This is a genomic window from Microvirga sp. BSC39, from assembly GCF_000739015.1.
Classification (GTDB): domain Bacteria; phylum Pseudomonadota; class Alphaproteobacteria; order Rhizobiales; family Beijerinckiaceae; genus Microvirga.
The window spans coordinates 59,789-72,457 of the sequence record NZ_JPUG01000060.1 but is presented as its reverse complement, the minus strand read 5'-3'; the positions used below and the strand labels follow the sequence as shown (position 1 = coordinate 72,457).

The 12,669-nt window shown below is 58.6% G+C and carries 14 protein-coding genes and 2 pseudogenes; 5 read left to right on the top strand and 11 right to left on the bottom strand.

Annotation, left to right across the window (positions count from 1 at the left end; genetic code table 11):
* Positions 1-107 precede the first annotated feature (107 nt).
* Both MA07_RS30470 and MA07_RS29600 read left to right on the top strand, forming a co-directional pair.
* The gene (locus tag MA07_RS30470) at positions 108-689 is read left to right on the top strand and encodes a hypothetical protein (RefSeq protein WP_200879351.1); all 582 of its coding nucleotides are present in this window, start codon (positions 108-110) and stop codon (positions 687-689) included.
* Between the two features lie 67 nt (positions 690-756).
* Positions 757-1,146, top strand: a complete 390-nt coding sequence (locus MA07_RS29600; protein WP_152568818.1) for a hypothetical protein — start codon at positions 757-759, stop codon at positions 1,144-1,146.
* Between the two features lie 255 nt (positions 1,147-1,401).
* On the opposite strand, the gene MA07_RS10410 is transcribed toward MA07_RS29600, so the two are convergent.
* The 4 genes from MA07_RS10410 to MA07_RS28875 form a co-directional block, all read right to left on the bottom strand.
* Positions 1,402-2,556, bottom strand: coding sequence for an HWE histidine kinase domain-containing protein (locus MA07_RS10410; RefSeq protein ID WP_036350199.1), 1,155 nt, complete (start codon positions 2,554-2,556; stop codon positions 1,402-1,404).
* A gap of 83 nt (positions 2,557-2,639) precedes the next feature.
* Complete coding sequence (locus MA07_RS10405) at positions 2,640-3,017, bottom strand: response regulator (RefSeq protein WP_052003043.1); 378 nt, start codon at positions 3,015-3,017, stop codon at positions 2,640-2,642.
* Positions 3,018-3,097: 80 nt separating this feature from the next.
* The gene (locus MA07_RS10400; protein WP_200879355.1) at positions 3,098-3,637 is read right to left on the bottom strand and encodes a sigma-70 family RNA polymerase sigma factor; all 540 of its coding nucleotides are present in this window, start codon (positions 3,635-3,637) and stop codon (positions 3,098-3,100) included.
* Positions 3,630-3,821 (bottom strand): hypothetical protein, encoded by a 192-nt coding sequence (locus tag MA07_RS28875; protein ID WP_244445220.1) that lies wholly within the window; start codon positions 3,819-3,821, stop codon positions 3,630-3,632. Before MA07_RS28875 ends, MA07_RS10400 begins: the two co-directional genes overlap by 8 nt.
* Before the next feature lie 215 nt (positions 3,822-4,036).
* On the opposite strand from MA07_RS28875, the gene MA07_RS10395 reads away from it, so the two are divergent.
* On the top strand, positions 4,037-4,654 hold the full coding sequence (locus MA07_RS10395) for a hypothetical protein (protein WP_036350197.1): 618 nt from the start codon (positions 4,037-4,039) through the stop codon (positions 4,652-4,654).
* Between the two features lie 40 nt (positions 4,655-4,694).
* On the top strand, positions 4,695-4,850 hold the full coding sequence (locus tag MA07_RS30120) for a hypothetical protein (RefSeq protein WP_160195420.1): 156 nt from the start codon (positions 4,695-4,697) through the stop codon (positions 4,848-4,850).
* A gap of 186 nt (positions 4,851-5,036) precedes the next feature.
* Here the strand turns inward: MA07_RS30120 and MA07_RS10390 are convergent, their stop codons facing one another.
* Positions 5,037-5,318 (bottom strand): hypothetical protein, encoded by a 282-nt coding sequence (locus tag MA07_RS10390; protein ID WP_036350195.1) that lies wholly within the window; start codon positions 5,316-5,318, stop codon positions 5,037-5,039.
* Positions 5,319-6,038: 720 nt separating this feature from the next.
* Positions 6,039-6,200 (bottom strand): annotated as a pseudogene (locus MA07_RS30465) (recombinase RecD); the annotation flags it as partial.
* Positions 6,201-6,272: 72 nt separating this feature from the next.
* On the opposite strand from MA07_RS30465, the pseudogene MA07_RS28865 reads away from it, so the two are divergent.
* Positions 6,273-6,572, top strand: a pseudogene (locus MA07_RS28865) (transposase); the annotation flags it as partial.
* A gap of 269 nt (positions 6,573-6,841) precedes the next feature.
* On the opposite strand, the gene MA07_RS10380 reads toward MA07_RS28865, so the two are convergent.
* The 5 genes from MA07_RS10380 to MA07_RS10360 all read right to left on the bottom strand — a co-directional run bounded on the left by MA07_RS10380 (position 6,842) and on the right by MA07_RS10360 (position 12,668).
* Positions 6,842-8,230 carry an aspartate aminotransferase family protein gene (locus tag MA07_RS10380; protein ID WP_036350477.1) on the bottom strand — a complete coding sequence of 463 codons (1,389 nt, stop codon included), beginning with the start codon at positions 8,228-8,230 and terminating at the stop codon, positions 6,842-6,844.
* Positions 8,231-8,318: 88 nt separating this feature from the next.
* The gene (locus MA07_RS10375; RefSeq protein WP_036350191.1) at positions 8,319-9,122 is read right to left on the bottom strand and encodes an ABC transporter permease; all 804 of its coding nucleotides are present in this window, start codon (positions 9,120-9,122) and stop codon (positions 8,319-8,321) included.
* Positions 9,123-9,126: 4 nt separating this feature from the next.
* Positions 9,127-10,314 (bottom strand): ABC transporter permease, encoded by a 1,188-nt coding sequence (locus MA07_RS10370; RefSeq protein ID WP_036350189.1) that lies wholly within the window; start codon positions 10,312-10,314, stop codon positions 9,127-9,129.
* The gene (locus tag MA07_RS10365; RefSeq protein ID WP_036350187.1) at positions 10,311-11,375 is read right to left on the bottom strand and encodes an ABC transporter ATP-binding protein; all 1,065 of its coding nucleotides are present in this window, start codon (positions 11,373-11,375) and stop codon (positions 10,311-10,313) included. Before MA07_RS10365 ends, MA07_RS10370 begins: the two co-directional genes overlap by 4 nt.
* A 240-nt stretch (positions 11,376-11,615) precedes the next feature.
* A complete protein-coding gene (locus MA07_RS10360) occupies positions 11,616-12,668 on the bottom strand; it encodes an ABC transporter substrate-binding protein (RefSeq protein ID WP_036350185.1) in 1,053 nt (350 codons plus the stop codon).
* Position 12,669 lies beyond the last annotated feature (1 nt).

Below are 12,669 nucleotides of genomic sequence, written 5' to 3'. Positions count from 1 at the left end.
AAGCTCTTCTCATAAGTTTAGGTACCCAGGAACGGGGCTAACAGCCTTGGCGTTACGAATGGTGCAGGTTGACGACAAACCTGCTCTGAGCGCCTTGGAGGACCCGTATGGTCAACGCACACGGTGGTAGCAGTCGATCCACTCCTGATCGGCAGGAGGACAAGCCTACGGAGCGTCCCTCCGACAACAGACTGGCTGAGAACTCCCAAGAGAACCTTGATGCAAGGCTCGACCATGCAGTTGAGGAGACCTTCCCAACGAGCGATCCGGTCTCCGTGACCATCACCAAAGGCCCTGCACCTGATCAAGATGCTACGTCCTCAGCAGCGGATGACCAGCGAGTTCACTCGGAGCAAGGATCAACCGAGGAGGTTCTGGATCATGTGCGGGAAGCTTTGCAAGACGTGGTCGATCAAGCGTCTGGTGCCGCCCACGACATGTACAGCCGAGGCGAGCATTACGCGCGGCAAGCACGAGAACGCTATCCGGAGGCAGAGCGGTACATTCGCGAGGGCCAACGAGCCGTGACCCAGCAGGTGACGGGACACCCGTTGCTTGCGCTGCTTATGGCGGGAATTGCCGGATACGCCCTTGCATGGCTGATTCATAGTGGGAGACAAAACCGCAAACCAGACGTGCCGGATTATGGCCGAACAGGTCGAGGATACGCACCTCACCGCAACGAGTAGGCGGTGAGGAACTTACCATCGCTATAGCGACCAGTGTCTCGCTTGAGTATGAGTCGCGTTAGCCGGAATGACCCAACCCACGAATGGTCAATCAGGTTCTGCTGATGGCAAGCAAGTGATGACGGCGAGAAAACGTACCATTCTGCCCGTTATCCACAGCCTCCTGAAAAAGATGTTTAACGTCGTCTCAACGCCTCGGTACATCTACTTAGGCGGTGATTTGGAGGCGGTGATGGGAAGCAGCGGCGCGGGTGGCAGAAGAGTTTCACCGGTATCCGACGAAGACCTTCTGCGCATCATTGGCGAGGACCTCCGCAGCTTTTATGCTGACATCATCCGACAGCCCCTGCCTCCGAAGATCGAAGCTGCTCTGGCCCGAATAGATCGAGTGCAAAGCCAAAGCAGTAACCTGCGCCGACCAGCAACCCATTGGGCTGGGACCTCACTTGGGCTCTAAGCACTTACCAAGACAACAAAGGCCGCAATGATTGAGGCAGCAATGACGCTGTACTCGGCCCACGTGTGCCATTGCGGCCTGCTGTGAAAGTTCACTTCGCCAATCATCTCATCTCTCCGTAAGGTGCGACTCGTGCTTTGCTGATCTATGTTCCCGTATTGTTCTCAATCTACGACCTTGGCACATAGGATCAAGTTGTCAGGAGCATTTTCCACGGGAACCTTGCGCCTCATCCTAGCGCGAGAGCGAAGCTGCTCAGTAAGTCGGGACCAGCCGTTGTTCGATCAGAGGCACATCCATCCGGTATCGAAGGCCCTCTCGATTGTACGAAATCTCCACCTCGGCATTGCATTGCATGGGTACGACCCGCTGTAGCAGGGTCGAGCCAAACCCCCGGTCCTGAGGTGCACTCACGGGAGGACCACCGAATTCCATCCACTCCAGGTGGAGCCTCCTTGTCCCCTCGACCTCATCCACGTTCCACTGAACCCGAACATGCCCCGTCTGATTTGAGAGAGCCCCATAGCGGACAGCATTCGCGGTCAGTTCGTGAAGTGCCATTCCAATTGGCACTGCGAGATCGGCCGATAACTCGACCGATGGACCAAGCAGCAGAAAGCGTGGCACGCGGCTGTCGGCAAACGGCTTTAGCTCATTGAGGGCAATCTCCCGCAGGGGCGCAGTTTGCCAGTAATCCTCGGTCAGGAGATTGTGGGTTCTCGCCAGCGAGGTGATCCGGTCCGAGAACGAGCGGTAGAACTCGTCAAAACTGCCGGTGGACCGACCCGTGGCTCCGACGAGCGCCTGAACGGTGGTCAGCGTGTTCTTCACGCGATGATGAAGTTCTCTCACAAGCAGCGACTGCCGCTCCTCAATCTGGTGGCTCGTCTCCAACTTCTCGTCCCGCTCGGCAATGACACGGCGCAGTTCTAGTTGCGACATGACCTGCCGCGCAAGCAGGGCCAGGGTGTCCGCTTGATCCTCGTTCAGATGACGCGGAACATGATCAAGGACGCAAAGCGCTCCCAAAGGCACTCCGTCAGGGGTGCGCAGCACCGCCCCGGCATAGAAGCGCAGATGCGGCTCCCCGGTTACCAGCGGGTTACGGGCAAAGCGAGGGTCTTGAGTCAGGTCGGGAACGATGGTCAGCCCCGGCAGTAACATGGCACTGAGGCAGATCGAGCGGTCGAGCGAGGTTTCACGAACCCCGAGCCCCATCTCGGCCTTGAACCACTGCCTGCGCTCATCGATGAGGCTGATCAGAGCAACGGGCGTCTGACATGTACGGGCCGCAAGCTGCACCAGATCGTCGAACACAGGCTCTGGCGGCGTGTCGAGAACCCCGTAGCTGCGCAGAGTTGCGAGCCGGTCAGTCTCAGTCCAGGCGGGAAGCAACTTGTCGTTCAACACGAGGAGATTACCAGTGACACCACTCGTGAGAACGTGCTTGATCTATGTTAGTTCGAGCGAAGTGGCTGATCTCCCCAGACAATTTAGTCGCAGCCGACCAAAAGCTGTCGGCAGGCTTGGACCAGCACCGAGGGCGGGACAGGCTTCTCAATCCAGGTCACATGATCAAAATCAGCCAGAAACTGGCGGTCCTCGTGATGACCTGAATAGATCAGGAAAGGGACCTCACGGCGGCTTAACTCCAGGGCAATCTCGCGGCAGGGACCATCCTTCAGGGCTGCGTCCAGAATGGCAGTATCTGGCGTGGTGGTCTGAAGCCATTCGAGAGCCGTCGCGCAAGTCGTGAATGGACCAGCAACCTTGTATCCGGCGTCCTGCAACTCGTCTTGGAGGTTGAGCGCAATCAAGGCTTCGTCCTCCAAAATCAGGACAAGCGGCTTACTGGTATTTTGGATGGGCATGGTTCAGCCTTGGCGAACTGCCTTGAACCTAACCTGAACAGCCAAACTTGGCCATTTCCTATGGAATTGAAATAAGCCGTTCACCTCATCGCCAGAGCCGCCTTGGTCAGATCATCAGGCCCCAAGTCAGCCTCACCTGACAAGTCTAAGAGGGACGCCAGCCTCGTCCGAGCACGGTTTACACGGCTTTTCACGGTCCCCACTGCCACTTGGCACACCTCAGCCGCTTCTTCATAGGACATGCCTTGCGCCCCAACCAGGAGCAGAGCCTCTCGCTGCTCCAGGGGGAGCGTTGCTAACGCTGCTCGGAAGTCCTCGAAGTCGAGACGGCTATGCTGATCGGGGTATGTTCTGAGTCGAGCGGCATAGGACCCATCAGCATCCTCCACCTCGCGTTTGCGTTTGCGGTACTCGGAATGAAAGTGATTGCGCAGGATCGTGAAGAGCCATGCGTTGAGATTCGTCCCTCGCTCAAATTGGTCGATAGCGCCCCACGCCCGCACGATGGTGTCCTGTACCAGATCGTCAGCGCGTTCAGAGTGACCTGTCAGGGATATCGCAAAGGCTCGCAGCTTCGGAATGGCTGCAATGATCTCGTTCCGCAGTCTGTCTTCAACCATGAGCTTCAGAAGCACTACGGCCCGCTTCAATCTGACGGACAAGAAGTATCAGATTTGGCGACAAGGAAAGCCGTTCGAGGTCGGCATACATTTCGCGCAGGGCCGTTCCGATCCGCTCCTGGGTTTCAATCTGGATGTCCAGCCAGAGATGATCGTCTCTCCAGGAATGAGGAACAACGATCATGTATCCTTCCGGCCAGTCGCCGGATGCTCTATGTCCCATCGGCGTTCCTACCCATTCACTCTCTTTCTGGCGTTAGGCCATCAACGAGGAGGGCCGAGTAGCGTTCCTGACGAACAGCCACGTTTTGCTAACTTATGTTTATCTCTCGGTTGCAACAAAGTAGTAGGAACGGGAACAGCTTGGCCGCGTTTCTCCCGGCATCATAGGAGGCGGGGATGCCGAAGCTCGGGATGAGGCTTATCAGACTGATCAAGCCTTTCAGTCTCCTGACAATAGCTCTGGCTTTTCCGTTTGCGATCAGTGCTGTGCCAGCCCAGGCTCAAGGCATCTTCGGTCTGTTCGGAGCCTTCTCCCAACCCACGCCACCAGCGCCGCCGCCGCAATCGGTCGGCTATCCGCCTGATCCTGGGTTTGAGCAGCCCCGCCAAAAAGCCCGCCCGCGCCCGAGGCCTGTTGTCGTGGAGCAACTGGAGGTCAAGAAGCCCATTGAGCCCAAACCTATGGGAGAGATTGCCAATCCTGTTCCGGCACTTCTGGCTGACAGCACCTTGCGTCCCGGCGATATGGTGATGTTTCCGGATGGGCTGCGCGTCTTTACAGGTAAACCCGGAGCATCTCACAAGCTCACTGACTTCAAGCCTCTGGCCCAGGCAGGCAAGCACCTTTCCCGTGCAACGCGCAAGCTTGTCCAGCATCTGCTCCCCAGTGAGAACATTGCATGGAACATGGATGCAGTCAGGTCTGGTGGCAAGCTCGCAGCCAATACGGATGATGTCGCAACCACAGGAAGCGTGAGCAGTCCCAAGAACCGGAAGGGCTCACGGTCGCGGTGACGCTCGCCAAAGGCTGATCAAACCCGTCAGAGCGTCACGCGTGAGCGGGGTGTTCCTCGACCAGTGTTCCGATCAGGCGCAGCAATTCCTGCTGTTCTGGACCATTGCCTCGGCTCAGGAGGGCCGCAAGGTCCTCATGTTCCACATGCCCGCCCGAGGCCGCATCGGCTTCGTGATGGATGAACAAAACCCCTGAAGAATCACGGATCAAATACCAGCGGTCGCCGCTTGAGCTTTAGTAGAACTTACGCGCCTTCTTCATAGGAGACCCCGTCAGATCGATCAACGGTGTCCTTGGAAGCGGCTCATGCTTGGATGCCGCGCTATCGTGCTCAGCCTTATAACATGATAATGGCACGGCATTGAATGGCGTTTGATTTGTTCAGATAGAGCCTCGGATCGCCGCTGCGCGAGGGCGTTCAACGGCAGCAACCTTTGTCACTTCCGACAACTCCCGACTGGCATAGTCGCGGATCGGGCTTGCCGCCTCATCAAGATGAAGGCTGAGATGCTCGATCTCGGACGCGGTCATAGGCCTTCCATGTGCGGTGAGCATTTCAGCGAGGTCCTCCGGAAGGGCATCAACATGCTCCTGGAGGAGGAGAAGGGCGGCACGGATGGTACTCAACTCCCGTTCGTTAACGACAAGGGTGAGCTTCTTCATCTGGTAAAATCGGCCTCTCAGCTTATCCGTTCAGGCTACCTGTAGATGAGGCAGAATCAAGGCAGTCACCGGTGGATTGATTTGGTTACTTCGCTCCTGACCTGATGACAGGCCTGCCACGTCAATCGCTACTATGTTGCCGGTGCATCGTCAGGCAGAACCGATTGTCCCAGTCGAGGCCACACTCCTTCAGACCTCCACGCAGTGCAACGGTTCCTTAATACCCCTTGCCGACGATCTCACATGAAAGGGTGTGATCATGATCGTGGGAGCAGGACGACCGGAGGAACCATCGTGCCAAAGTCGTTCTTTGGCGACCAGACGATCAACGCCTTGCTGGCTCGGCGGGATTGTTGCGGGTATCCTGATAGCTCCTATCTTTATTCAGCTTCCTGCCCAGGCAGACGAGTTTGATGCTCTAGCCATCTATAGCGAAGCAAGACCCCTGAATGACCGATGGCAAGCTTGTGCCGCGTCCTATGTACGGCAGCGGCTCCAATCTCGGGTCCCGTCAGACGCCCTTGCCAGCACTGCTTTACGCCGTTGCCGGCATCAGGAGGGCAGGCTCCGCCGCTTCTTTGTCAGCAGGATCGGAAAGCGGTCTGCGGAGAACGTGATTGCCGTTCTGCGCCAGCGCTATCAGGGAGACCTTGCCGCAGCAATCAATAAACTTCGGACACGTGATTAATGTCCCATTCAGAACGCGCTTGTTTTGGCCTTTCAGGCTGCGGCGAGCCACTCGCGTAGTTTCGTCCAGCGCCTCTTCATCTGCCCGCCCCTGACGGCGATCCCAATAGCTTTCTTCTGGCCAAACAGCACCACGAGTCGTCTGCCACGGGTGACGCCGGTATAGAGCAGGTTGCGCGCCAGCATCGTAAAGTGCGGCCGGATCGTGACGAGGGCACCACCCGCATTTACCTGGGCAGCACCTTTGACTGTGGTCCCTGTCCGCCGAAGGAACAGTGCTGTCCCAACACGCCGGCGCGCAAGATCCCGCGCAGCATCTACGAGCATGCCCGGGAGGTCGCCCGTGCATTGGCCGGCACGCCGGCCGATGAGAGGTCGCGCCAAGGCCGCAAGCGCATCGAGATGCTGTTTGCTCATCTCAAGCGGATCCTGAAGACGGGACGTCTGCGGCTGCGCGGTCCATGCGGGGCTCAGAATGAGTTCCTGCTGGCAGCCACTGCCCAGAAACTCAGAAAGCTTGCTAAATTAGTCGCTCCAACAGGACCTCAGGTGATGCTCCCAGCCTGAGGAGGGGTGAAGGCGCTCACCTCAGGCAGCTCTAACCTCAGCAAACAAGGTCTCGTTGCTGATGCAGCCGATCCGAGCACCGACTTTTTCAACGAAATCTGCCATCAACGGACGTCGCACTCTGGAGAAACAAGCCGATGTTGCCGGTCATGAGCATGAAACCGGCAGCATCCGAATCCCTTCGGCCAGCGGGAGCTCACAGGAGATGAGTTCTACTCTCCTCCCATAAGCCCTCATCGGCGGTACGTAACAGACGGCATGTCTTGCGGTTACATGGATGCTACATCCCTATTCAGCAACTCCTGAGCCGTTTCATCGAGCGTGAGCTTGAAGCGCTTCACCATGTCGTGGACCTGCTCTTCATTGATGATCAGCGGCGGGCAGAACGCGATGACATCACCAATGGCTCGGATAATCAATCCATTCCCATGAGCGCGTGAAAAGACGTGCGCACCGACCTTGCCGACGGGATCGAACTTTGCCTTTGTCGCCTTGTCCGCCACCAGCTCAACAGCTGCGATCAACCCGACGCCGCGCACCTCACCAACAAGGGGGTGACCTGCCAGCTTGCGAAGTTCGACCTGCATCACCTCGCCCACGCGCCGCGCATTCTCGACCAGGTTCTTCTCTTCGATGATGTCGAGATTCTCGAGTGCAACCGCCGCAGGAACCGGATGACCGGATGCAGTGAAGCCATGACCGAACGTGCCGATCTTACGGGAGTTGTCAGCAATGCCGTCATAGAGCTCCTGGCTGATCATCACAGCCGCGAGAGGCTGATAGGATGACGTGATCTGTTTCGACAATACCATAATGTCGGGATCGATTCCGTAATAGTCACAAGCGAACATAGTCCCGAGGCGACCGAAGCCGTTGATTACTTCATCAGCAACGATCAGAACGTCGTACTTGCGGCAAACAGCTTGGATCTTGTCCCAATAGGTTGCGGGAGGCGGCAGGACACCACCCGCGCCCATCAGCGGCTCACCGATGAATGCAGCCACCGTCTCGGGGCCCTCCTCCAGAATGACCGCTTCCAGCTCGGCGGCAAGACGATCGGCAAACGCTTCTTCGCTCTCGCCCGGTTCAGCAAAACGGTAGTGGTGCGGGCAGGTGACGTGTCGCACGGGGACGAATGGAAGATCGAAATCTCGTTGGTTGGCAGGAAGACCTGTCAGACTGCCTGAGGCAAGAGTAATCCCATGATACGCATTGGTGCGGGAGATGAACTTCTTCTTCTGGTGCAGCCCCCGTGCATTGTTGTAGTACCACACCATCTTGATGACACTGTCGTTCGCTTCCGATCCCGAGTTCGTGAAGAAGGCGCGTTTGAGGCGATCCGGCGTCATCCTCACCAGACGCTCCGCCAGCAGAACCGAAGGCTCGTTAGTCTTGTGGGAGAAGGTATGATAATAGGGCAGCTTCGCCATCTGCCGCGCCGCAGCTTCAACGAGGCGCTTCTCTCCGAAGCCGACAGCCACACTCCATAGGCCGGCCAAAGCCTCAAGATAACGATTTCCCTGATCGTCGTAGACGTAGATCCCCTCGCCGCGATCAATCACGATAGGCCCGATCTCCTCGTGCTTCCTGGCATTGGTGACGGGATGGAGCACGTATTCCACATCACGGGCTTGAATTGAATTAGGGAGGCCACGCATGATCATTAATCCTTTGGTTTCTGAACCTCGGTTGACGGGATGTGAACCGAGGCTTTAGCCATGTCCCTCAGCTATGAAGAGGGCTTAGTCATATTGCTGATGGCGCTGTTTCGAGAGCGCTTCGCTTCTGACGCCATCGCAGCAGAGTAGCGAGTCCGCCGAGGCAGAGCGTACCGATGATGAGGAGAAGCGCTGCCGCGGCGACTGTCGGGTTGATATTCTCGCGGATGCTCGAGAACATCTGCCGCGCTAACGTCCTCTGGTTCGGGCCCGCCACGAACAGGGTCAGCACAACCTCGTCGAGGGAAGTTGCGAAGGCGAAGATCGCGCCCGACACCACACCCGGAATAGCCAACGGGAGGGTCACGCGCCGGAACACCGTGACGGGTGGGGCCCCAAGGCTGCTCGCCGCGCGCTCGATGGAGGGGTCGATTCCCTGGAGGGCCGCCGAGACGCTGACGATCACAAAGGGAATGCACAAAACAGCATGTGCGATGATGACGCCGAGATAGGTACTCGCAAGCCCAAGCCGAACGAGGAAGATCTGCATGCCGACACCGAGGACAACGGCCGGCACCACCATTGGTAGCAGGAACAAGGTTCGCAGCAGGCCAACCATCGGTAGGGTCCCACTGCGCATCCCGAGGGACGCCAACGTGCCGAGCACGGTCGCAAACACTGTCGCACCGCTGCCGATGATCAGGCTGTTGACGATTGAAGTTCGCCATACATCGGCTGTGGTGAGCTCGTGCATCCAGCGCATTGAGTAGGCAGGGATGGGATAGTTGAGAAACACGCTGGACGTGAACGCCAGCGGCAGGATGGCGAAGATTGGCATCAACAAGAAGACGACGATCGCTATTCCGAAAGTGATTTGAATCGCCCGAAACATACCATCAAGCTCCTGGCACTTGTGGGGACGTCGAGAAGCGCCCGTAGATGGTGTAGAGCACAGTGGTTACCCCGAGGAGCATCAGGCCGAGAGCGCCTGCTAGCCCCCAGTTGGCGGTGCCGGTTGCGTAGAACGCAATCACGGAACTGATCATCTGATCATTCGCTCCGCCGAGCAGCGCCGGAGTGATGTAATAGCCTATGGCAACCATGAAGACGAGCAGCGAGCCGGAGAGAAGACCTGGTAGACTCAGGGGCAACAGCACGCGCCAGAACGCCCGAACCGGCCCTGCCCCCATCGACTGCGCAGCAGACATGAGGTTACGTGGGATACCAAGGATTACGCTGTAGATCGGCAGCACCATGAAGGGCAGAAGCACGTGGGTCATGGCGATCACCACGCCGAGCCGATTGAAGATCAATGGCAGTGGAGAATCGATGAGCCCGATAGCCTGCAGCGCACGGTTAATGAGGCCTTCGTTCTGCAGAAGGATGAACCAGGCGGCCGTGCGCACGAGGAGCGATGTCCAGAGCGGCAGGACAACCGCAAGCAGGAGAACAGACCGCTTCCACCCGGTCAATGAGGCTGCGAGCATCGCGTAGGGAAGCCCGATGACAGCGCAGGCGATTGTCACCATGGCCGCGACCAGAAGGGTGCGCAGCATGATGAGGCGGTGCGCCGAGGCGTCCGCAGCCTCGAGCACGATGCTGCCCGAGGCATCGCGCTTCATGTCAACTGCGGCGAGGATGTTGCGATCTGTATAGGGCGGCATCGCCTCCTTGAGTGCCATCCAGAAGCGCGTGTCCTTCCAGCGTGGATCAATCGCGAGAAGATCCACCTGCGCAGGATCGGACGCGGCTTTGACCGCGGGGATCGTCCGCCCGAGCAGAGTGCGAAAGCCCGATGCTGCGCTATTAAGCCGGCGCACCGCCTCGCCCAGAGCCTGCTCGTCCGTGGCGGCCCTGAGATCCTGCACCAGTGCCTTGTGGGCTGCTTCCGAGGGCACACCCTGGCCATTCCAGGAAACGATACTGGCCGCCGTTCGCGGCAGAACCTTGCTGACTGCGTCATCGACGAAAGCGGCGGTGACCATTGCCCAGAGGGGCCACAGGAAGAAAACCGCCATGAAGACGAGGACTGGTAAGACCAGCAGCAGGGCACCAGAGCGCTCGCGAAGAACACCTGCTTTCATTGCGTGAGCACCGTACAATCGCTGGGATCGAACGAGGCGACGACGGGAGCGCCGACAGTCCAGTTGCCTGCCAGCCGCTCGCATCGCGCCACCAAGCTGAACTCGTCACGGGTGAGTTGAACCCTCATGTGATCGCCGTGATAGATGCAGTCGGTAATGGTCATATCGAGTGCGTTGCTCCCCTCTGGTGATGCCCCGAGACGGATCCGCTCGGGACGCAGTGAGAAGGATGCCGTCTGCCCGGCCGAGAGACCATTCCCAGCATGCGCACGCGCGCTGAGGCCGGCGCCGAGGGAGAGACGGGCGACCTGATTGTCGACGCTCGCGACCTTGGCCTCAATCAGGTTGGTCTCGCCAATGAATTCCGCCACGAAACGTGTGCGCGGCGTGTCGTAGATTACTTGAGGAACGTCGATCTGCTCGATCCGCCCAGCGTTGAACACCGCAATACGGTCCGACATCGTGAGTGCCTCAGATTGGTCGTGGGTCACGAAGACGATGGTGAGGCCAAGGCGCTTGTGCAGTTCACGAATCTCGAGCTGCATGTGCTCCCGCAGCTGCTTGTCGAGCGCGCCGAGCGGCTCGTCCATGAGGATCACGCTCGGCTCGAACACGAGGGCGCGCGTGAGCGCAATGCGCTGCTGCTGGCCGCCAGAGAGCTGCGAGGGCCGCCGGTCCTTCAACTGCTTGAGCTTCACCATGTCGAGCGCACGCTCGACCCGCTCGGTGATCTCGGCGCGCGGCACGCGCTGCATCTCAAGCGGGAAGGCAACATTCTCGGCAACGCTCATGTGCGGAAAAAGGGCGTAGTTTTGAAATACGACGCCCATCTGCCGACGATAAGGCGGCAGGTGATCGATGCGCTTACCGTCGAGATAGATTGCGCCCTGTGTCGGTCGTTCGAATCCCGCCAGCATCATCAGGATCGTGGTTTTGCCGGAGCCAGACGGGCCCAGAAGGCTAACGAACTCGCCCTTCTCGATGGCGAGATCGAGCGCATTCACCACGGTGAGACTGCCGAAGGCTTTCGAGACCGACTCGAACCGAATGAAAGGTCGCATTTTGCTATGCCCTGGATTGTGATTGTCGCAGATGAAGCCTTAGCGGGTGCTGCATCCTGCGCCCCCAGCTCGGCTATAATGGCAAAAGCCTTTTCTCTGCAGAAGAGGCGCGGGCTTTCGCCCGCGCCTCAATTCAATGGCGGACTGGCCGCGCCAGGAGCAGTGTGATGTATCGGGCGCGGCACCGAGCCTCTAAAACTGGCATATCACCCGCTCCTGTTTGTGCGGATTGCGTCGCCGTTACTTTGCGAGCCAAGCATTGAAGCGCTTGTTGAGCTCCTCGATGTTGTCGACCCAAAAGTCGGCGTCGAGCGGCACCGCGCCAGCCAGGTTCTCAGGCGCGGTCGGCAGGTCCTTCTGCAGGTTTGCCGGCACGGCGGCTGCGGCCGCTTTGTTCGGAAGGCCGTAAGCGATGTATTCTGGCAGCTTCACTTGGTTCTCAGGCACGTTCGCGAAGGCGATGAAATCCATCGCGGCGTCCTTGTTCGGGCTACCCTTCATGATTACCCAGCTGTCGATGGCGTAGAGGCTACCCGGCCACACGACCTTGAAGTTTTTGCCTTCGGTCTTGTTGATGCCCGAGATGCGACCGTTGTAGGCGGTGGTCATGACTACCTCGCCGGAGGCCAGGAGCTGCAGCGGCTGAGCGCCCGATTCCCACCATACAATGTTCGGCTTCAACTCATCGAGCTTCTTGAACGCGCGATCAATGCCCTCCGGCGTGTTCAGCACCTTATATACATCGGCGGGAGACACGCCGTCAGCCATCAGGGAAAACTCAAGAGCGTATTTCGGGCCACGGCGGAAGCCGCGCTTGCCGGGGAACTTCTTGGTGTCCCAGAAGTCAGCCCAGGATTGCGGCGCTTCCTTCAGGCGGTTCGCGTCATAGCTAAGGGCGGTCGTCCATACGATAGCGCCCACGCCGCAATCGCTAACAGCGGCCGGAAGGTAGGCGTCCTTGCCACCGAGCTTGCTCCAATCGAGCTTTTCGTAATAGCCGTCTGCGCAACCAAGCGCGAGCTCCTCGGACTCGACCTGAACCACGTCCCAGTTCGGTACGCCGGCTTTGATCTTGGCAGCGATCACGCCGATGCCCCCATCCCAGCTCTCGTCGAGAACCGGCTTACCGGTCTTTTTGGCAAAAGGCTCGAAATAAATCTTCTTCTGCGCGTCCTGGTAGTTGCCGCCCCAGGACACGATAGTGAGATCGCGAGCCTGAGCCGACGTGACGGCCACGCCTGTAACGAGGGCTGTGAGGCAGCCGACGAGTGTCAGTTTCTTGGTGAGTGTCATG